General features: G+C 72.1%; 13 protein-coding genes and 1 pseudogene. 11 read left to right on the top strand and 3 right to left on the bottom strand.

The genetic code is table 11. From position 1 onward, the window contains the following. Positions 1 to 89: 89 nt before the first annotated feature. Both smc and ACQPZW_RS43265 read left to right on the top strand, forming a co-directional pair. Complete coding sequence (gene smc / locus ACQPZW_RS43270; RefSeq protein WP_433791815.1) at positions 90 to 3695, top strand: chromosome segregation protein SMC; 3606 nt, start codon at positions 90 to 92, stop codon at positions 3693 to 3695. Between the two features lie 33 nt (positions 3696 to 3728). Beyond that, positions 3729 to 4343, top strand: coding sequence for an HAD family hydrolase (locus tag ACQPZW_RS43265; RefSeq protein WP_433791814.1), 615 nt, complete (start codon positions 3729 to 3731; stop codon positions 4341 to 4343). 48 nt (positions 4344 to 4391) lie between these two features. Here the strand turns inward: ACQPZW_RS43265 and ACQPZW_RS43260 are convergent, their stop codons facing one another. Beyond that, on the bottom strand, positions 4392 to 6071 hold the full coding sequence (locus ACQPZW_RS43260; RefSeq protein WP_433791813.1) for an alkaline phosphatase D family protein: 1680 nt from the start codon (positions 6069 to 6071) through the stop codon (positions 4392 to 4394). Between the two features lie 142 nt (positions 6072 to 6213). On the opposite strand from ACQPZW_RS43260, the gene ftsY reads away from it, so the two are divergent. The 8 genes and pseudogenes from ftsY to ACQPZW_RS43220 all read left to right on the top strand — a co-directional run bounded on the left by ftsY (position 6214) and on the right by ACQPZW_RS43220 (position 18130). Next, positions 6214 to 7383 carry a signal recognition particle-docking protein FtsY gene (gene ftsY, locus ACQPZW_RS43255; RefSeq protein WP_433791812.1) on the top strand — a complete coding sequence of 390 codons (1170 nt, stop codon included), beginning with the start codon at positions 6214 to 6216 and terminating at the stop codon, positions 7381 to 7383. Positions 7384 to 7420: 37 nt separating this feature from the next. After that, positions 7421 to 8217: pseudogene (locus tag ACQPZW_RS43250) on the top strand (phosphotransferase). 288 nt (positions 8218 to 8505) lie between these two features. Beyond that, positions 8506 to 9831, top strand: a complete 1326-nt coding sequence (locus tag ACQPZW_RS43245) for an ammonium transporter (protein ID WP_433791811.1) — start codon at positions 8506 to 8508, stop codon at positions 9829 to 9831. 33 nt (positions 9832 to 9864) lie between these two features. After that, entirely contained in the window at positions 9865 to 10203 is a 339-nt protein-coding gene (locus tag ACQPZW_RS43240; RefSeq protein ID WP_170167218.1) for a P-II family nitrogen regulator, read from the top strand. 4 nt (positions 10204 to 10207) lie between these two features. After that, on the top strand, positions 10208 to 12478 hold the full coding sequence (locus ACQPZW_RS43235) for a [protein-PII] uridylyltransferase (RefSeq protein ID WP_433791810.1): 2271 nt from the start codon (positions 10208 to 10210) through the stop codon (positions 12476 to 12478). Between the two features lie 64 nt (positions 12479 to 12542). Beyond that, complete coding sequence (locus ACQPZW_RS43230; RefSeq protein WP_433791809.1) at positions 12543 to 15038, top strand: glycosyltransferase family 2 protein; 2496 nt, start codon at positions 12543 to 12545, stop codon at positions 15036 to 15038. Between the two features lie 54 nt (positions 15039 to 15092). Beyond that, positions 15093 to 16127, top strand: a complete 1035-nt coding sequence (locus tag ACQPZW_RS43225; protein ID WP_433791808.1) for a class I SAM-dependent methyltransferase — start codon at positions 15093 to 15095, stop codon at positions 16125 to 16127. Then, positions 16127 to 18130, top strand: a complete 2004-nt coding sequence (locus ACQPZW_RS43220) for an acyltransferase family protein (protein ID WP_433791807.1) — start codon at positions 16127 to 16129, stop codon at positions 18128 to 18130. The genes ACQPZW_RS43225 and ACQPZW_RS43220 overlap by 1 nt, the downstream gene beginning before the upstream one ends. Before the next feature lie 182 nt (positions 18131 to 18312). Here the strand turns inward: ACQPZW_RS43220 and ACQPZW_RS43215 are convergent, their stop codons facing one another. After that, positions 18313 to 18777 carry a CAP domain-containing protein gene (locus tag ACQPZW_RS43215; protein ID WP_433791806.1) on the bottom strand — a complete coding sequence of 155 codons (465 nt, stop codon included), beginning with the start codon at positions 18775 to 18777 and terminating at the stop codon, positions 18313 to 18315. 202 nt (positions 18778 to 18979) lie between these two features. Between ACQPZW_RS43215 and ACQPZW_RS43210 the strand changes: the two genes are divergently transcribed. Next, positions 18980 to 19414, top strand: a complete 435-nt coding sequence (locus ACQPZW_RS43210) for a hypothetical protein (protein ID WP_433791805.1) — start codon at positions 18980 to 18982, stop codon at positions 19412 to 19414. Between the two features lie 34 nt (positions 19415 to 19448). Here the strand turns inward: ACQPZW_RS43210 and ACQPZW_RS43205 are convergent, their stop codons facing one another. Beyond that, positions 19449 to 20945 (bottom strand): hypothetical protein, encoded by a 1497-nt coding sequence (locus tag ACQPZW_RS43205; RefSeq protein ID WP_433791804.1) that lies wholly within the window; start codon positions 20943 to 20945, stop codon positions 19449 to 19451. Positions 20946 to 20967: the final 22 nt, after the last annotated feature.

Genomic DNA, 20967 nt, shown 5'->3' with positions numbered 1-20967 from the left:
TTTTTCTCGCCACGTGATTCCCGTCTCGGCGGCGATCGGCGGGTAGCCTGCCACCCAGCAGACGAACGCAGACGACCCTCCGGAGATCCGTGCACCTCAAGAGCCTGACGGTCAAGGGCTTCAAGTCCTTCGCCTCCGCCACCACGTTGCGGCTGGAGCCCGGCATCACCTGTGTGGTGGGGCCGAACGGCTCCGGCAAGTCCAACGTCGTCGACGCCATCGCCTGGGTTCTAGGCGAGCAGGGCGCCAAGGCGTTGCGCGGCGGCAAGATGGAGGACGTCATCTTCGCCGGTACGTCCGGCCGCGCCCCCCTGGGCCGCGCCGAGGTGACGCTCACGATCGACAACAACGACGGCGCCCTGCCGATCGACTACACCGAGGTGTCGATCACCCGCCGCATGTTCCGGGACGGCGCCAGCGAGTACGAGATCAACGGCAACTCCTGCCGGCTGCTCGACATCCAGGAGCTGCTGAGCGACTCCGGCATCGGCCGGGAGATGCACATCATCGTCGGGCAGGGCCGTCTCGACGCCATGCTGCACGCGAAACCCGAGGACCGCCGCTCGTTCATCGAGGAGGCGGCCGGCGTACTCAAGCATCGCAAACGCAAGGAAAAGGCGATCCGCAAGCTGGACGCCATGGGTGTCAACCTGAACCGCCTCGGCGACCTGACCACCGAGTTGAGGCGGCAGCTGAAGCCGCTCGGCCGGCAGGCCGAGGTGGCCCGCCGGGCCGCCGGCATCCAGTCCGACCTGCGTGACTCCCGGCTCCGGCTGCTCGCCGACGACCTGCACACGTTGCGCACCACCCTGGACCGGGAGATCGCCGACGAGTCCGCGATGCGGGACCGCCGCGGCCAGGTCGAGGAGGAGAACCGCGAGGTCCAGCGGATGCTGGCCGACCTCGAGCTCGCGCACGCCGAGGACGCGCCGCTGCTGCAGGCCGCCCAGGACGCCTGGTACAAGCTGTCCTCCCTGCAGGAGCGGTTCCGGTCGACCGAGCAGCTGGCCACCGAGCGGCTGCGGCACCTGGCAGCCACCCCCGACGACGAGCGTCCCGGCCGCGACCCGGAGATGCTGGAGGCCGAGGCCGAGCGGGTCCGGGAGCAGGAGGAGGAGCTGCGCGAGGCCCTCACCGAGGACCAGATGCGCCTGGCCGAGGCGGTCGAGCACCGGCAGGAGCTGGAGCGCCAGCTGGCCGCCGCCGAGGGGGAGTTGCGCGCCGCCGCCAAGGCGATCGCCGACCGCCGCGAGGGCCTGGCCAAGCTCACCGGCAACGTGAACGCGGCCCGGGCCCGGACCACCAGCGGTGCCGAGGAGATCGAGCGCCTGGCGATCGCCCACGAGGACGCGCTGATGCGGGCCGAGGCCGCACAGGCCGAGGTCGATCTGGTCTCGGCCGAGTCGACCGAGGCCGACCGGGACAACGCCGACCTCGACGCGCGGCACGACGAGGCGGTGGCCGCCCACGACCGGGCCGCGGCCGTGGTCCGTGAGCTGAGCGACACCGAGCGGGCCGCGGAGAAGGACGCGGCCAGCTGGAAGGCCCGCGAGGAGGCCCTCGCGATGGGCCTCAAGCGCAAGGACGGCGCCGGGGCGTTGCTGGCCAGGGCCGGTCAGGTGCCGGGTCTGCTCGGCAGCCTCGCCTCGATGCTGAGCGTGCGCCCCGGTCACGAGGTGGCCCTCGCCGCGGCGCTGGGCGGGCTGGCCGACGCCGTCGCGCTCGCCGGCGTGGACGAGGCGATCGAGGCGATGCGCACCCTCAAGATCGCCGACGCCGGACGGGCCGACCTGGTGGTCGCCGGATCCGCCGGGCCCGGCATGCAGGGCCCGCTCGCCAGTCTGCGGCCGAACCTGCCGGAGGGCGCCGTCTGGGTGCCCGAGGTGGTCGACTGCCCGGAGCAGATCCGGCCCGCCGTCAACCGCGCTCTGCGTGACGTGGTGCTCGTCCCCGACCTGGCCGCGGCCGCCGCACTGGTCGCGGCGAACAGCGAGCTGCGCGCGGTCACTCCCGAGGGTGACCTGCTCGGCGCCTATGCGGCGGCCGGCGGGTCGGCCAAGGCGACCAGCTACATCGAGGTTCAGGCGGCCGTCGACGAGGCCAAGGCGAGACGGGCCGTCGCCGAGCAGACCATCGCCGAGGTCAAGGAGCAACTCGGCGCCGCGCGGGCCGAGGTCGCCGAGCTCAAGCAGGCGGTCGCGGTCGCCGCGCAGGCCAAGCGGGCCGCCGAGGGCGAGCGCAACGCGGCCGCCCGGCGACTGGCCGAGCTGGGCGCCGCCGCACGGTCAGCCAGGGCGGAGAGCGAACGGCTCGGCGCCTCCCGGCAGAAGGCCGAAGCCGCCCGCGAGGCCGATCTCATGCGGGTCGCCGAGCTGGAGGAGCGGCTGCGCCTGGCCGAGGACACCCCGCTCGACGAGGAGCCGTCCACCGAGGAACGCGACCGGCTCGCCGCCCTCGTGCCCCAGTCCCGGCAGAACGAGATGGAGGTGCGGCTCGCGGTCCGTACCGCTGAGGAACGTGTCTCCTCCATCGCGGGCCGCGCCGACTCGCTGTTGCGTCAGGCCAACCAGGAGCGACAGGCCCGGGAACGGGCCGCGGCGCGGCGGGCGGCACGCGCCCGCGGCGCCGAGATCGCCCGCGCCGTCGCGCACGGCGCGGCCGCCGCCCTGGAGCACGTCGCCGTCTCGCTGGCCGCCGCGGCCGACCGCCGCGACCGGATCGCCAGCGAGCGGACGAGCCGGGAAGCCGAGCTCCAGGAGGTACGGGCACACGCCAAGCGCCTGGTGTCGGAGTTGGAGCGGCTCACCAGCGAGGTGCACCGTGACGAGATGGCCCGCGCCGAGCAGCGGATGCGCATCGAGCAGCTGGAGGCGAAGGCGGCCGAGGACTTCTCACTCGACGTCGAGACCCTGATCAGCGAGTACGGTCCGGACCAGCTCGTCCCGCCGACCCAGGCCGAGGTGGCCCAGGCCGAGAAGGACGGCAAGCCGGAGCCGCAGCCGAGCCCGTTCCACCGGCCCACCCAGGAGAAGCGGGCCAACAAGGCGGAGCGTGACCTCACCCTGCTCGGCAAGGTCAACCCGCTGGCCCTGGAGGAGTTCGCGGCTCTGGAGGAGCGCTACAAGTTCCTCTCCGACCAGCTCGAGGACCTCAAGGCCACCCGCAAGGACCTGCTCACCGTGGTCAAGGACGTCGACGACCGGATCCTGGAGGTCTTCACGTCGGCGTTCGAGGACACCGCGCGCGAGTTCCAGCAGGTCTTCCAGGTGCTGTTCCCCGGTGGTGAGGGCCGGCTGATCCTGACCGACCCGGAGGACATGCTGACCACCGGTGTCGACGTGGAGGCCAGGCCACCGGGCAAGAAGATCAAGCGGCTGTCGCTGCTCTCCGGTGGTGAGCGCTCGCTGACCGCGGTGGCCATGCTCTGTGCCATCTTCCGGGCCCGTCCCTCACCCTTCTACATCATGGACGAGGTGGAGGCGGCCCTCGACGACGTCAACCTGGGCCGGTTGATTACCCTCTTCCAGCAGTTGCGCGAGAAGAGCCAGCTGCTCATCATCACGCACCAGAAACGGACGATGGAGGTCGCGGACGCCCTGTACGGCGTCACGATGCGCGCCGGCGTCACCCAGGTGATCAGCCAGCGCCTCGTCTCCGATCCGACCGCCTCGCCCGCCACCCGTAATGCGGAATGAAGGCCGCCCTCATTCGGAGGAGTAGGGAAAGACATGCGCGACCGCGCCCAGGCCCTGATGATCGACCTGGACGGCGTGCTGCGCCGCTGGGATCCGGCCCCGATGATCGCCGTGGAGGTCGGTTACGGCCTCAAGCCCGCCTCGCTGCTGGAGACGGCGATGTCGTGGGACATCTACCGGCCCGCGATGGCCGGCGAGATCACCGACGCCGAGTGGATGAGGCTGGTCGCCGAGCGGCTGCCGCTGGAGGCCGGGCGGGCCGCCGCCGCGGTCGCCGAGTGGCAGTCCTACCGGGGTGAGGTCGACCCCGAGGTGCTCGCCTTCGTCCGCGAGGTGCGTGCGGGTGGCCGGAAGGTCGCGATCGCCACCAACGCCACCGACCGGCTCCGCCCCGACCTGGACGCGCTCGGTCTCACGGACGAGGTCGACCTGATCCTCAGCTCGTGGGAGATGAAGGTGCACAAGCCCGCCCCCGAGTATTTCGTGCAGGCCTGCCAGCGGCTCCGGGTCCTGCCCAAGCACACCCTCTTCGTCGACGACGACGACCGGGTGATCCGTGGGGCGCGTTCGGCGGGGCTTTCCGGATACCGGTGGGCGGGCCCGGAGCACGTGCCCTATCTGCGCAAGGTCCTCGACCTGCCGGCCTGACTGATCACGACCCGGCCCCGGCGATCTCGCGCCGGGGCCGTTCCCGTGTCAGGCGTGGTAGTCGACGGCGGCCACGTCGTGCAGGGCGCCGTCCTTGGTGGTGCCCTCGATGCGGGCGCTGGCGACCGCGCCGTCCAGCCGCAGGGTGCCGACCGCGTTGCCGAAGTACGGTCCGGCCAGCTTCTTCCACCGCAGGGCCGGCTTGCGCACCGACACGGTCCGGGCCAGCGCGCGCACCGCATGAACCACACCCGGCCACCAGGCCACCCGCATCAGGGGCCGCAGCGGCAGCGGCACCTCGTTGTGGATCGGCGAGCAGGTCAACTGGTAGACCGGGGTCGCCATGGCGTGACCGAACTCGGCGCGCGCCGCATACGAGTGATGAACGTCACCGGAGAGCACGCTGATCGAGGCCGGCGCACGGTACGCCCCACCGGCGCCCACCCGGTGACCCGGCGCTTCCGGCCCGCCCTCGCCGAGCCGCCGGAACAGCTCGCCCAGAGCCACGAACGACTTGCCGAACGCGGCCCAGTGCTCCAGGTCGAAGGTCCGCCGCACCTTCTCCCCGAACGCCGCCGATCGAGGCCGGTGCGACTCGGAGATCCGCTCGTTCCACGCCTCCAGGTAGTGGATGGCGGGCGGCATCAGCCACGGCAGCGACGAGCCGACCACCAGATGGTCGTAGTCACCGTGGGCCCGGTTGACGAACCAGTTCCACTCGGCGGCCGGCAACATCGAGCGGGCGCCCGGGGTCAGCACCCGGTTGCAGCGGTTGTCCAGCACGATCAGCCGGGTCCGGCCCAGATCCAGGGCGAAACTCCACTGGTACGGCACATCGGTGTTCTCCGCGGACCCGGGCTCGTCCACCCGCAACCCGAACTCGTGCAGGAGGTCGGTGGCGTCCTCGGCCTCCGACACCTTCCGGAACAGCGGGTCGGCGGCCAGCTCGTCCGGGCTCAGGTTGCCCAGGTGCTGGTAGATCCAGTAGGAGGCCAGGCCCGCGGAGATGCGCTCGCGCCACCACGGCTGGGCGGCCATGTCGGCGCGCCAGGACGCGGACGTGTTCCAGTCGTCGATCAGCTCGTGATCGTCGAAGATCATCACGCTCGGCACGGTGGAGAAGAGCCAGCGCACCTCCGGGTCGCGCCACGACTCCAGATAGAGCTTCGTGTACTCCTCGAAGCCGACCACCTGGTCGGTCGGGCCCTGGTGACCGTTGCGCCGGCGGGCACGCAGGAAACGCCGCACCTTGGGCGACGTCTCGTCGGCGTAGACCTGGTCGCCGAGCAGGACCAGAAGGTCGGGGCGGGTCTCCGGATCGGTCATCAGCCGCCGGGAGAACGCGTCCAGGGCATCCGGCGGCAGCCAGCGCCCGCTTACCTGCGGGGTGCCCTTCCGGCAGGAGCCGAAGATCAGGCTGACCGGCTGCGCGGCGTCATCGGCGGACCGGGTGCGGATCACCGGCGGCGGGTACTCCGAGTCGGCCTCCGGCCACACCTGCCGGTCGTCGAGGAACAGACGGTACGGGTTCGCCGAGTCGGGGGCGAGACCGTCGACCGTGACCATCGCGTAGTGATGGTTGTACGCCGAGAAGGTCCGGGCGGAACCGGCGCCCGGGCCGTCCACCTCGACCCGGACCTGTGCCGCCGCGCTGGTCTCCAGCCACAGGGTCGCGCGGTCGCCGTCGACTCTGCGCAGCACGGGTCCGATGAGTAGTTGAGCGGTCACCGGGCGGCGCCGGGGTGTTGCAGCATCTGGGGGATCCCTCCACGCCGTTTCCAGGGGCGTCCCATCCTCCGTCAATCCGCCCCGGAACCGCCAGTGCACGGCCTGCGCCACGGCCCGACGACGCATCTGTCAGGATTCGGGCATGGAATACGTGGTCGCCGCAGTGATCCTGCTCGTCGTCCTGATCGTGGGCGCGGTCGGGCTCGTGGTGCCGAAGATGCGGCGCCGCGATCTTCCGCCGCCTCCCACGGCGCCCACCGTGCCGTCCGTCGAGGAGGAGATCCCGCCGCTCATCGAGCAGCAGGCGCCCCCGGTCGGGGTGGAGGCGCCGGTGGTCGAGGCGCCGCCGGCGGTCGAGGAGAAGCCTCTCCTGGAGAAGCCGGAGCCGTCTGCCGGCCGCCTGGTCCGGCTGCGTGCCCGCCTGGCCCGGTCGCAGAGCGCGCTCGGCCGCGGCCTGCTCAGCGTCCTCTCCCGGGACCACCTCGAGGAGGAGGACTGGGAGGAGATCGAGGAGAGCCTGATCACCGCCGACGTCGGGATCGAGGCGACCCAGGTGATCGTCGAGCGGCTGCGCGAGCGGGTCCGGGTCCTCGGCACCCGGACCGTGGCCGAGGTCCGCGAGCAGTTGGTCGAGGAGCTGGTCGCGGCGCTGGAGCCGGGTATGGACCGCAGCCTGCGGACCGCGCCGCACGACGGCCGGCCGGCAGTGGTCCTGGTCGTCGGCGTCAACGGGGCCGGCAAGACCACCACCTGCGGCAAGATCGGCCGGGTCCTGATCGGTGACGGGGGGAGTGTGCTGTTCGGTGCGGCCGACACGTTCCGGGCCGCCGCGGCCGACCAGATCCAGACCTGGGGCGAGCGGGTCGGCGCCGAGACCGTCCGTGGCCCGGAAGGGGGAGACCCGGCAAGCGTGGCGTTCGACGCCGTGAAGCGGGGTATCGACACGGGCGTGGACACGGTGCTGATCGACACCGCCGGCCGCCTGCAGAACAAGGTGGGCCTGATGGACGAGCTGGGCAAGGTCAAGCGGGTGGTGGAGAAGCACGGCCCGGTCGACGAGACGCTGCTCGTGCTCGACGCGACGACCGGGCAGAACGGTCTGGAGCAGGCCCGCGTGTTCACCGAGGTGGTGGATGTCACGGGTGTGGTCCTCACCAAGCTGGACGGGACGGCCAAGGGCGGCATCGTCATCGCCGTGCAGCGCAAACTGGGGATCCCGGTCAAGCTGGTCGGGCTCGGCGAGGGCCCGGACGATCTGGCCCCGTTCGAGCCGAAGGCCTTCGTCGAGGCCCTCGTCGACGGGGACGCGTAGGCTCGCGGGTGTTTCCATCAATCCTGGGAGGCCGTGAGTGACGCAGGAGCCGCTGCGCGAGATACCGCTGCACGGTGGAAACGTCTCTACGGTCTCCCGGCTCGGCGACACGGTCCGGCGCAACGCGGGGCCCTGGACGCCCGCCGTGCACGCTCTCCTGCTCCACCTGGAGCGGGTCGGCTTCACCGGTTCGCCACATGCTCTCGGCATGGACGAGAAGGGCCGTGAGGTCCTCTCCTACCTGGACGGGGAGTGCGGCGAGTATCCGCTGGCCCCGCACTGGGTGACCGAGGAGGCGCTGGTCACCGTCGGCACCATGCTGCGGATGTTCCACGACGCTCAGTATGGTTTCGTCCCCCGCCCGGCGCGGTCTGGCGCTCGTTCGGGCCGCCCCCGCCGGACACCGAGGTGATCTGCCACCACGACGCCGCCCCGCACAACGTGGTCTGGCGGCCGGACGGCACCCTCGCCCTGATCGATTTCGACCTGGCTTCGCCGGGCTCACGGCTCTACGACGTGGCCTACGCGGCGTGGACCTGGGTGCCGTTGTTCAGCGACCGTGACTCCTACACCCTCGGGTGGAAGCGGCCGAACCGGCCTCGCCGCCTGCGGTTGTTCGCTGACGCGTATGGTCTGATCCCGCGCGACCGGCACCGGCTGGTGCGGACCATCCGCAAGAGGATCGTCGACCACGTCGAGGGTATCCGGCGGATGGCGGCGGCCGGCGACCCGGCGTTCGTCCGGATCGTGCACAAGGGCCACCTGCGTCGCCCGATGCGCGACCTGCGCCTGCTCGACTACGAGCGTCACACGCTGGAGTATGCGCTCCGCTGAAGGCCCGCGATAGGGGCGAATGCGGCCATATCGTGGCAGCTCAGAGCCACCTTGTCTGCGGACTGTGAGGTTTTCTTCACACGTCGGAAACAACGCGTGACGTCTCGGAAATCGCGCGACGACCGTGCTCGAAACAGCAGGCCGGAAAGCTTCGCGCCGAACCGGCCGACAGGCGGCGTTGCCCCAGGTCCGGTGTGAGAGGACACCTTCATTCCGAGAGGAGGCAGCGTGGAGATCAACACCGGCAATACCGCTTGGTTGCTCCTGTCGTCTGCGCTCGTTTTGCTCATGACACCGGGTCTGGCGCTGTTCTACGGTGGCCTCAACCGGTCCAAGGGCGTTCTGAACATGATGATGATGAGTTTCTCGTGTCTGGGGCTCATCAGCGTCCTGTGGGTCCTGTACGGGTTCAGCCTCGCCTTCGGGGTCAACGAGAGCTCCGGCCTCAACAACATCATCGGCAACTTCGACTACCTCGGCGCTGACGCGGCCAAGATCTCCGAGGAGTGGCTGTTCTTCGGGGCCAACACCGGCATCCCGACCTACGCCTTCCTGGTCTTCCAGATGATGTTCGCGATCATCACGGTCGCCCTGATCAGCGGCGCGATCTCGGACCGCATGAAGTTCGGCGGCTGGGTGCTCTTCGCCCTCGGCTGGTTCACCCTGGTCTACATCCCGGTCGCCCACATGGTGTGGGGTGGCGGCTTCATCGGCACCACGATCCGGGCGCTGGACTTCGCCGGTGGTACCGCGGTCCACATCAACGCCGGTGCCGCTGCTCTCGCGCTGGTCCTGGTCCTCGGCAAGCGGATCGGCTGGCCGAAGGACAACATGCGGCCGCACAACGTGCCGTTCGTCGCCCTCGGCGCCGGCCTGCTGTGGTTCGGCTGGTTCGGCTTCAACGCCGGCTCCGAGCTGACCGTCGACGGCACCACCGTCATCGCCTTCATCAACACCCAGGTCGCCACCGGCGCCGCCCTCGTCGGCTGGGTTGCCGTCGAGTGGATCCGGGACCGCAAGCCGACCCTGGTCGGTGCCTCCTCCGGTGCGGTCGCCGGCCTGGTCGCCATCACCCCCGCCTGTGGTTTCGTCGAGCCGCTGCCGGCCGTCATCATCGGCCTCATCGCCGGTGTGGTCTGCGCCCTGGCCGTCGGCCTCAAGTACAAGCTGGGCTACGACGACTCGCTCGACGTGGTCGGCGTCCACTTCGTCGGCGGCTGGATCGGCTCCCTGGCGATCGGCTTCTTCGCCACCGACTCGGTCAACGCCGGCATCACCGACGAGAAGATCCTCAACGCCAGCAACGGCCTCTTCTACGGCGGTGGGGCCACCCAGCTCCTGCGCCAGTTCGAGGCGAGTGCCCTGGTCACCGTCTACTCCTTCGCGGTCGCCGCGGTCCTGGCCCTGATCCTCAAGGCCGTCAAGCTGGGCCGGGTCAGCGACGAGTCCGAGGTCGGCGGCATCGACATCTCGGCGCACGGCGAGACCGGCTACGACTTCACCCCGGCCTCCGGGGCCGGCGGGGGCGGCGCGTTCGCCCTGGCCGGTATCGGCACCAAGGAAACCGTGGACGCTGACGGCAAGGCTTCCGTCAGCCAGAAGGTCTCCAGCTAGATTCCCCCGATGGCTGCAATGGAAGGACTGAGCATGAAGCTGGTGACCGCGGTCATCAAGCCGTACCAGCTCGACGCGGTGAAGGAGGCTCTGCACGCTCTGGGCGTCGCCGGGCTGACCGTGAGCGAGGTGCAGGGCTACGGCCGGCAGAAGGGCCACACCGAGGTGTACCGGGGTGCCGAGTACACGGTGGAGTTCCTGCCGAAGATCAAGGTCGAGGTGCTGACCGACGAGATCGACGTCGAGAAGATCGTCGACGCCATCGTGGGCGCCTCGCGGACCGGCAAGATCGGTGACGGGAAGGTCTGGGTGACCTCGATCGACGAGGTCGTCCGGGTCCGTACCGGCGAGCGCGGCCTCGACGCCCTCTGATCCCATGACGAACCCGTTGAGAGAGCCGCCGGCCCCTCCGGCACGCCCGGCCGCCGGTGGCTCCCTCGACGAGCTCAAGCACCACATCGGCGCCGCCGCCCGCGACGAACGGGCGGCGGCACTCGAGCTCTGGCTCAAACAGCTCTTCCCGTCCCACCTGCCCGGCGTCAGCCTGATCGCGGTCGGTGGGCTCGGCCGGCGCGACTGCGCCCCCTACAGCGACCTCGACCTGGTGCTGGTGCACAACGGCACCGCCGGGATCGACCGGATCGCCTCCGCACTCTGGTACCCGATCTGGGACGCCCGCCTCGGGCTGGACCACTCCGTGCGTACCCTTCCCGAGGCCCTGTCCGTCGCCCACGACGACGTGAAGGTCTCCCTCGGCCTCCTCGACGCCCGGCACCTGGCCGGCGACGCCCGCCTCTCCGCCGAGCTCATCGCCGCCGTCTCCGACCAGTGGCGGCGCACCGCGGTCCGGCTGATGCCACAGCTGCGGCAGCTCACCACGAGCCGCTGGACCCAGCACGGCGAGCTGGCCTTCCTCCTCGAGGGCGACCTCAAGGAGGCGTCCGGCGGGCTGCGTGACGTGACGCTGCTGCGCGGCATCGGGCGGGCCGGGATCGCCGACACCATGCGGCCCGCGGTCCGCGCCGCCACCCTGCGCCTTCTCGACACCCGCGACGCGCTGCACCTGGCCGTCGGCCGCCGCGTGGACCGGCTCGTCGCCCAGGAGCGCAAAGCCGTCGCCGATCTGCTCGACATCGACGACCCGGACAACCTCCTGCGCCGGGTGGCGGGCGACGCCCGTACCGTCGCCCACGCCGTCGACGACGCCTGGCGTGCCATCGACCGCCTGCGCGGCGGACGACGTCGCGGTGGGCCGTCCGCCCCGCCGAGCCGCCGCCCGGTCGCCCGCGACGTCGTCGAGCAGGACGGCGAGCTGGTGCTCGCCCGCACCGCGATCGGCCCGGTCCCGGACCCCAGCCTCTCGCTGCGGGTCGCGGCCGCGGCCGCCATCACGCAGCTGCCGATCGCCCGCGCCACCTGCGAATGGCTCGCCGCGTTCTGCCCGCCGCTGCCGTCACCGTGGCCGCCCGCGGCCCGCGCCGCGCTGGTCTCGCTCCTCGGCTCCGGCCCGGGCCTGCTGCCCACCTGGGAGACCTGCGACCGGTACGGCCTGATCGACGCGTGGCTGCCCGAGTGGGCCCGGATGCGCAGCCTTCCGCAGCACCACCCGATCCACCGCTACACCCTCGACCGTCACCTGGTGCAGGCCGCCTACGAGGCCACAGCCTTCGCCCGCGAGGTGGACCGCCCCGACCTGCTGCTGATCGGCGCCTTCCTGCACGACGTCGGCAAGGGCCTGCCCGGTGACCACAGCATCGTCGGTGCCCCGATCGCCGCCGACATCGCCACCCGGATCGGCCTGCGCCCGGCCGACGTCGCCACCGTCGAGAAGATGGTCCTGCTGCACCTGCTGCTGCCGGACGTGGCGACCCGGCGCGACCTGAGCGACCCGAAGACCATCTCCACCGTGGCCGAGAAGGTCGGGGACACCCACACGCTGCACCTGCTGCACGCGCTGGCCCGCGCCGACTCGCTGGCCACCGGCCCGGCCGCCTGGTCGGACTGGAAGGGCCGGCTGATGGCCGAGCTGGTCGAGCGGGTGGACACGGCGCTCGACAGTGGCGCACTGCCCGAGCCACCCGACCCCGATCCGGAGCTGCTCGACGGCACCCTGCCGGTGGTGCACCTGGACGGCGACCGGGTGGCGGTGGCCGCCGCCGATCGGCGCGGACTGCTCGCCGGGGTGGCCGCGTGCCTGGCCATGCACCGGCTCGACGTGGTCGCCGCCGACACGAGCACCGTGGACGGGCGGGCCATCGTCGAGTTCTCCACCTCACCGCGGTACGGGTCGCCGTACGACCCGGTCGCTCTCGCCGCCGACCTGCGCCGGGTCGGCGCCGGCGACGTCTCGGTGACCCAGCGGGTGCGGGCCCGCGCGATGAGCGCCCGCGGCGGGACCGCCTCGCCCCGGGTGGTGTGGCAGCGCGACGTGGCCACCGACGCGGTGGTGCTGGAGCTGCGCGCCGCCGACTCGGCCGGCCTGCTCTACCGCGTCACGCACGCCCTCGACGAGGCCGGCGCGGAGATCCGGGCCGCCCGCATCTCCACCCTGGGCAGCGATGTCGTCGACGCGTTCTACCTGGTCGGGACGTGGGCCTCGGCCGACGAGCGAAACCGGGTGGAGGCGGCCGTCCTCGCCGCCGTCTAGCGTCACTCCGCCGTCGTGCCCGCGTTGATCCGAAAGGACATGACGGGGTACGGACGGAGAGTCGATGACCGAGGCGCAGCCGGTCGCGTTGCTGGACGATCACGTCGCCCTCGCCGGCGCCGGGGCGGAGGTGTCGCTGCCCAACACGGCGATGCGCAACCGTTCGGTGGCCGCCCGCCGGGTGCTGGCCCGGGCCGCCGGGATCGGCCTCGACGAGGTGCTCGAGGCGGCCCGCAGGGGCGACACCCGCCGGATCCGCCGCCCGGTCGACCCGGTGCTGCTGGCCGGGCTGGCGCAGACCATCGCCCTGCAGGAGGAGCTGCCCGGCGACCGGGACGACGCCCTCGCCCTCTACGCGCTGATCCGCACCGCCCGGGGCGCCCGCGCCCTGCCCCCGGCCCATCAGGCCCTGCACGTGCAGCTGGTCTACGCGTGGCAGGGGCCGGCCAACGCGCGGCAGCTGCTCGGGGCGTACCGGCGGATCCCGGCGGCGGCCCGCGAGTCGCTGGAGATCGATCTGGCCAACCCGCACGCCGGCGGTCACTCCGACGCCGTCGCCGAGGAGACCTGGCTGGCCCGGTTCGGTGCGCTGTTCCCGTCGCCGGGCCCGGTACTGGCGGCCGCGCCGGAGAAGGCGCCGTTCGACCGGCTCGCCGGCTCGGCCGGGCACCCCGCCGAGACGGCCGGCGAGCGGGTCTCGGTGGTCGTCACCGCGTACCGGCCGGGGGAGGGGCTGCTCACCGCGGTCCGGTCGATCGCCGCGCAGTCCTGGCCGGACCTGGAGATCATCGTGGTCGACGACGCGTCGCCGCCCGAGCACGACGCGATCCTGGCCGCCGCCGAGGACCTCGACCCGCGCGTCCGGCTGCTCCGCCTGCCCGTCAACGGCGGCACCTACGCGGCCCGCAACGCGGGGCTGGAGGCGGCCCGCGGCGACTTCGTCACCTTCCAGGACTCCGACGACTGGTCCCACCCGCGCCGCGTCGAGCTGCAGGTCCAGCCGCTGCTCACCCACCCGGAGGTGGTGGCCACCACCTCCGAGGGGATCAGCGTCACCGACCAGCTCGTGATGACCCGCCCCGGCATCCGGCGCGGCCGGGTCAACGTGTCGTCGCTGCTGTTCCGGCGGGAGGCGGTGATCCAGCGGATCGGATGGTTCGACCCGGTGCGCAAGGCCGCCGACTCCGAGTTCCTGGAGCGGATCCAGACCGCTTTCGGCGATCAGGCGGTACGCCGGGTCGCGAGACCACTGGCGCTGATCAGGCTCTCCGAGGGCTCGCTGTCCCGGTCGGAGATCCGTGCCTACTGGATGCATCCGGCGCGGACGGCCTACATGTCGGCGTACCGGTGCTGGCACGCCACCACCCGGCCGCTGCGCCGGGACCGGGACGGCCGCCCGTTCGTCACGCCGGCCCACCTCAGTGGCGGGTCCGAGCCCCGGCGCTTCGACGTGGTGGTGGCCGCCGACTGGCGGTTCCTCACCGGCACGCAGCGGTCGGCGCTGGCCGAGATCCGGGCGCTGCGTGACGCCGGGCTCTCGGTGGCGATCCTGCACCTGGAGTCGCTGCGGTCGGTGCACCGGCAGCGGCGGTCGCTCAGCGCGGACGTGCAGCGCCTGATCAACTCCGGGCGGCTCGACCAGGTGCTGGAGACCGACCCGGTGTCCGCCGGTCTCCTGCTGGTACGGCAGCCGGAGGTGTTGCAGTTCGCACCCGAGGACGGTGTCCTGCTCCGGCCGGGCCGGACCCTGATCGTCCCGGACCGGGCACCGGCCCGGCGCGACGGCAGCGACCGGCGGTACACCGTGCCAGCCGTCACGGCGGCGGCCCGGCGCCTCTTCGACCGGGATCCGCTGTGGTGCCCGCAGGACGGCTTCGACCTGTCCCCGGCGACGACGGCGGACTTCCACCTGCCGACGGCCGTCGAGTCCCTGGACGTGGCCCGGCCGCTGCCCGGTCCCCGTGGCCCGGCCGTCGTCGGCACCGACCTGTGCGACGCCGGGGAGTGGCCCGGCGACCTGGCCGCCGCCCTGGAGGTGCCCCGCCGCTGCACCGACGCCGACGTGCGCCTGCGCCTGCCGGAGACGCCGTTGCGCCCGTCCGGCCTGCCCGCGCACTGGCTCGTCTACGAGCCATCCGATCTGGACCCGCGCACCTTCGCCGCCCAACTCGACTTCTACCTGCACTTTCCTCCGGAGCAGTCGGCCGAGCCGATCTCCCGGCCGGCCCTGGAGGCGGCCGCGACCGGCTGCGTCGTGCTCGTCCCGGAGCGTCTCGCCGGCGCCTTCGGCGAGGCGGCCGTCCCGTGCGCGCCGGAGCAGGCGGCGGCTCTGGTCCGCCGGTTCCGCGACGATCCCGCCCGGTTCGCCGCCCAGAGCGTGCTGGCCCGCGCCGCGGTCGACCGCGACCACCGCCCGTCGGCCTTCGCCGCACGGATCGCCGGCCTCCTCCCCGCCGCGGAGCCGGCCCCGGTCGGCGCGCCGGGTTCCGTGGGCCCACCGGCCCCGGTCGGCGCCGCGGCCCCCGCGGGTCCGCCGGCCCCCGTACAGCGCGTGCCGTAACGAGGTCGGTCCCGGCCCCGTTGACCCGTCGGAACTGCACACGAGGAGTCCCGCATGAGCACATTGAGCCGAATCCGCCGAAAGCTGCCACGCCTGTCCGCCTCACAGGCCGTGGTGATGTCGGCTGCCGGCATCCTCTGCGCCGGCGCCGTGGCCACCGCGCTCACCGGCCACACCGGGATCGCCACCGCGCTGCTGGCCCTGCTCGGCGGCACCATCCTGGCCGGGCTGATGCTCCTGTTCCGGCGGCTCGCCCGGGTGCAGAAGGCGGGACTCGCCGCCCAGCGTGACCTGCGGACCACCGTCGAGGAGATGCAGCGCCGCCTGGTCGCCGCCGTCGAGCGGGAACGCCTCACCGCCGGCGACCGGCATCTCGAACTGGCCGACGCCATCGCCCGGGTCAAACAGGTCACCGACCGTAAGGCCGGCTCCGCCCAGGTGCTCGGCCTGCCCCGCGAGTTCGAGGCCACCGTGCAGCTCTTCCAGGGCTTCACCCCGCGGGCGCCGATGCCGTCGTCCGGCGACTTCGCGCTCAACCCGACCGACCTGCTCGAGTTGCTGCACCTGATCCGTACCCGGCAGCCCCGCCTCGTCCTGGAGCTGGGCAGCGGCACCTCGTCGGTGTGGATCGCCTACGCCCTGGAGAAGTCCGGCGGCCGCCTGGTCTCCCTCGACCACGACGGTGGTTACGCGGCGCGGACCCGCGCGGCGCTCGCGGCCCACGGCCTCTCCGACATCGCGGTGGTACGGGACGCGCCGCTCACCCCGTGCGGCATCGACGGGCGCGACTACCCGTGGTACGACCCGGAGGCGCTGGCCGATCTGCACGACATCGACTTCGTCCTGATCGACGGCCCGCCCGCGGCGACCGGGGCGGACGCCCGTTACCCGGCCATGCACATGATCGAGAAGCGGCTCGCGGACCGGGCCACCATCGTGTTCGACGACGCCGGGCGCGCCGACGAGCAGGCCGCGATGGCCGCCTGGACCGAACGGTTCACCGGTCTGACCCGGGAGGGCGAACTGCTCGGCCGGCACGCGGTGCTGGCGTTCGCCCGGCCGCCGGCGATGGCTGCCGCCCGCGCCTGATGACCGTCACGCTGCCCCGGCGCCGCAGCCGGCCGGCCCGGGGCGCGGAACCGGCGACCCATCGGGGCGACATCGAGGGGCTGCGGGCCGTCGCGGTGCTGCTGGTCGTACTGGCCCACGCCGGCGTGCCGGGGCTGGCCGGCGGGTTCGTCGGGGTCGACGTCTTCTTCGTGATCTCCGGGTTCCTGATCACCGGGCTGCTGCGCCGTGAGCACGCCGCGACCGGCCGGATCCACCTGACCCGGTTCTACGCGCGGCGGGCGGTCCGGCTGCTGCCCCTGGCCACCCTGGTGATCGCGGTGACCCTGGCCGGGGCGTGGTGTCTGGCTCCGCCGGTGCGGTTCACCGGCTACGCCACCGACGCCCTGGCCGCCGCCACCTACACGATGAACGTGCGCCTCGACACGATCGGGACCGACTACTTCGGCGACCCGGCGCCGTCGCCGTTCCAGCACTTCTGGTCGCTCGCCGTGGAGGAGCAGTTCTACCTGCTGTGGCCGCTGCTGGTGGCCCGCGGACGGCTCGGCCCGGCCCTGATGGCGCTGGTCACGCTCGGGTCGTTCGCCTGGAGCCTGCACTCGACGTCGTATTTCGGCACCGCCGGCCGGGCCTGGGAGCTGGGTGCGGGGGCGCTGCTCGCGCTCGCCACCGCCCGCCGCCGTTCGATCCCGGGCCGGCCTCTCCCGGGGCGCCGGGTGCTCGGCTGGGCCGGGCTGGCGGCGATCGGCGCGGCGGCCGTCCTCTTCGACGAGACGACCCGATTCCCCGGGACGGCGGCTCTGCTGCCGGTTCTCGGGACCGTCGCGGTCATCGCGGCCGGCGGCAACCGGCTTCTCGGCACCGGGCCGATGCGCTGGCTGGGCCGCATGTCCTACGGCTGGTACCTGTGGCACTGGCCGCTCCTGCTCCTCGCCCCGGCCGGCCCGGCCGCCCGGACCACGGTCGCCGTCGCGGCGCTGGGGCTCGCCGTCGTCAGCCATCACCTGCTGGAGAATCCGGTGCGGCATCATCGCGTGTGGACCGTACGGCCCCGTCGTGGGCTCCTGCTCGGGCTCGGCCTCTCCGCCTCGGCCGCCGCCCTGGCCGGATTCGGCACGCTCCACCCGCCGAAGATCCACGCCCGTGGGGTCGCGCCCGACGCGAGCCGGGCCGTCGCCTCCGCCCGCAACCCGGCCGTCGCCCTCGACCGGATGCTCGACGCCGGTGTCACCGCCACCGACCTGCCCCGCAACCTGACCCCGACCCTCGAGGACACGGCCCGGCAGCGGCTCGCGCCCCAGCTCGACGGCTGCCATGTCGGGCTCACCGGCCCGTTCCGCCCGAAGAGCGACTGCTCCTACACCACCGGCAGGCGCACCGTGGTCCTCTTCGGTGACTCGCACGCCCTCCAGTGGTTCCCCACCCTGGAGACGCTGGCCCGGCAGAACGGATGGCGGCTCTACAGTTTCACGCGCAGCTCGTGCAGCCCCGCCCAGATCGCCCTCGACGAGCGCCGGGCGCGGGCCCGCTACCTCGCCTGCGACGCGTGGCGCACGGAGGTCGTCGCCCGGATCGGCCGGTTGCGGCCCGACCTGCTGGTCGTCTCGTCCAGCGTCAACTACCGGCAGGTGCTCACCGGGCGGCCCGCCGACCCGGACGCCGTCTGGCAGACCGGCTGGCTACGCACCCTCGCCACCCTGAAGCGCTTCGCCCACCGGGTCACGCTGATCGCCGACACGCCGTTCCTGACGGTGGCGCCGGCGGACTGCCTGAGCACCCATTCGACGGCCGTCTCCCGCTGCGCCGCCCCCCGGGCCGACGTGCTCCCCGAGCCGCGCTGGCGCGAACAGCTACGAGCCATCTCGGTGGCCTCCGGCGTGCCGGTGATCGACCCGGTCCCGTGGCTGTGCACGACCCGATGCCCGCTCGTGGTCGGGGACACGCTCGTCTACCGGGACAGCAATCACCTGACGGAGGCGTACGCCCGGCTGGTCGCCCCTCTCCTGAAGCCCCACCTCCGGTGACCTCCGACGGTCCGGGCATCCGCGTGTGACGGCCGGGCCGGGAAAAGAGCGCGCCCCCGCCGTGGGGTGACGGCGAGGGCGCGCATTTCGCGGTGCGGGGGCACCGCGCGGGCCGGGAGGGGGTTCCGGCCCGTGCCTGTCAGGTCATTCGATGCGGTGGACGGCGACGGCGCGCGTTCGGGTCAGAAGCCGAAGTCCTGCGTGTAGTAGGCGGCGCCGTTCGCCGCGTACGCGGCCCCCACACCGACCGTCTTGAACTTGCAGTTCAGGATGTTGGCGCGGTGGCCCGGGCTCTTCATCCAGGCCTGCACGACCTCGTTGGCCGAGCGGTAGCCCCAGGCGATGTTCTCGCCACCCGGCTTCTTGTATCCGGCGGCCTTGACCCGGGCCGAGAAGTTCGACCCACCCGAGCCGGTGTGGCTGAACGTGCCGGTCTTCGCCATCCACACGCTGTGGGCGCGGGCGGCCTTGACGATGTTGGTGTTGACCGTGGCGGCGCCGCAGCCGTGCGACTTGCGCTGCACGTTCGTCAGCTTGGCGATGTCGGCCTGCAACGTCGTCACCGGTGTCGCCGCCTGGGCCGGCGTCGCGAGGAACATCACGGCGGCGGCGGGGGCGATGGCGGCCAGGGCGAGGCGGCGGAACATCGAGCGCAAGAGAGACCCTTCCGAAGTACGGCACCCGGCTGCACCGCCGGGCTCACCGTTCTCTTCGGCCCGCCTCCGTCCCGATCGAATGCGGAACAGGTGCCTCCTCGTCGCTGTTCGGTTGCCGGGCTCGCTTCCGTGCGGCCGCCCGGGAACGCTGGAGGGGGTCCCGTTCTCTGTGGACCTTTGATAGACAGGACCGATGTCGCAGAGGATCGAGGAAAAGATCGTCGAAGCAATTGTCGACTACAACCTGGTCGGTATCGCCGACGAAGGGTATGACGGGCCGGACAAGCCGGTCGCGCCGCATGAGCTGAACACTTGGTTCAGCACCTGTGCCGGCAATGTCTATCTGGAGAGCGAAGAGACGATCGTTCAGGCGCGAATACATTTCGAGACCTGGGACGGGCCCGCCGATTTCGACTCCGCTGCCTGGCACCGCAGCGGCGTCCTCGAGATGGAATGGCAATCCGGTGAGCTGGGGCTCGATCAGATCACCGCGGGCGCCACCCCGGGTGTCTACCGGCTGCCGTCGGCCGGGCTGTGGCACATGCGGCTGGCCTGGCGCGACGAGCCGGCGCCCGAGCCGGAGGAGTTGCCCTGGGCGTCGGTGCTCGTGCAGTTCTGGCGGGAGTAGGCCTGGGCCCGCAGCCGGGCCCAGGCCCAGCGGCTCAGGGCTCGATCGGTCCCGGGTCGTCCGGATCCGGGTCCTCGGGGTTGGGGTCCGGCTCCGGCACCGGGCCGGTGTCGGTGGTGGTGACGAAGAACGGTTCCTTGTCCAGGATGCGGTCGACCTCGTACCAGCGGCCGATCCGCCGGCCGGCCTCCTGGTTCTGGCTGCGGTTGACCCAGCGCACGGAGTAGTCGAGCTGGTACTGCGGGCCCTCGTACTCCCAGCGGGCCGAGCCCTCGTAGGTGGAGGCCATGGCGTACTCGTCGCAGTCGAACGGGCCGCCCGTCGGCGGACGCTGCGGCATGGCGGCGGTTCTGCAGAAGTTGGTCGACACCGTGCGGTTGCGGGTGGCCCGGGCGCGCAGGGCGGAGTCCTTCGCGCCGGCCAGGCGGTGCAGCGGGTCACCCGGGGTGGCGCCGTGCAGCACCTTGTCAGGCTTGGTCGGCACGGTGGCGGCCGGGTTGGTCCGTGCGTCCTCGATGTGGCGGGCCGCTCCCTCGACGCCCGGGTCGGTCTCGTTGATCGACAGCCCCGGCACAGCCCGGTCGAAGACCGAGCCGAGCTTGTCGGTGTTGGCGACGTTGAGGTACCAGGCGGTGTCGAACCGCATGCCGCCCTCAGGGCTCTCGGTGTCCAGGAATTCGATGTACCAGGGCAGGTCGAAGTCGTACTCGACGTGGAACACGCCGGTGCCGATCTGCTCGCCGGCGCCGGCGGACGGAGAGGACGCCTGCGAGTACAGGCTGAGAGTGGCGTCGTCGTCGATCATCCACTGGTTGAGCGACTTGTCGTTGTCGTCGGTGAACCCGGGGAAGCAGGCGTTGGCATCGGTCTGCGGATAGTCGTCGTCGAGGTAGTTGCCGTCGCACTCCAGCTCGGCCTCGAGTCGCGCTCCGCCGCCGAGCCACGGTCCGGTTCGGGTCAGGATCTCGACGTCGAGGCTGAACTCGGCCCACCGGGTGGTCGAGCTGACCTCGGCGGCGCCGATCTTGCCGTGCCCGACGAGGGTGTTGCTGGACAGGAAGTTCCCGACGACCCGGCAGCCCGGCGGGAAGAGGCCGCACTCGACGGCGGGCATGTAGACGAGGTGGACCTGGCAGTACGAGAAGCGGTTCTTGATCCAGCCCGCGTCGTCGGACGCCGCGTCGTAGTTGCTCTCGCACTCGTCGCCGGTGATGTAGTTGTACGGGTCGGCCGGCTTCTTCCCGCCGTTGTACCGCGACGAGTCGACGACGAAGCTGACCGGGTCGGCCAGCGTGGCGGCCCGTCCGGTGAGTTTCGACGGCCCGTCCGCGGTGGCGGGTGAGACGCCCAGCGCGTCGAGATTCTGGTGCTTGGTGAACTCGGCGATGACCCGTTGCGGGTTCTGGACCAGTTCGGGGTCGGAGATGACGTACGGGATGATTTTGTAAGTCTTCTTCTCGGGGGACGCCTGTGCGCCTGTCGTGGCGGTCAGCGCGAGCGCGAGCCCGGACACAGCCGCCCACACGAGCATTGATGCTCGTCGTTGCATAACT

It is taken from the genome of Actinoplanes sp. CA-252034 (genome assembly GCF_050956125.1).
In the GTDB taxonomy this organism is placed as follows: domain Bacteria; phylum Actinomycetota; class Actinomycetes; order Mycobacteriales; family Micromonosporaceae; genus Actinoplanes.
The sequence above is the reverse complement of the archived record's forward strand: the minus strand, read 5'-3'. Positions and strand labels throughout refer to the sequence as shown.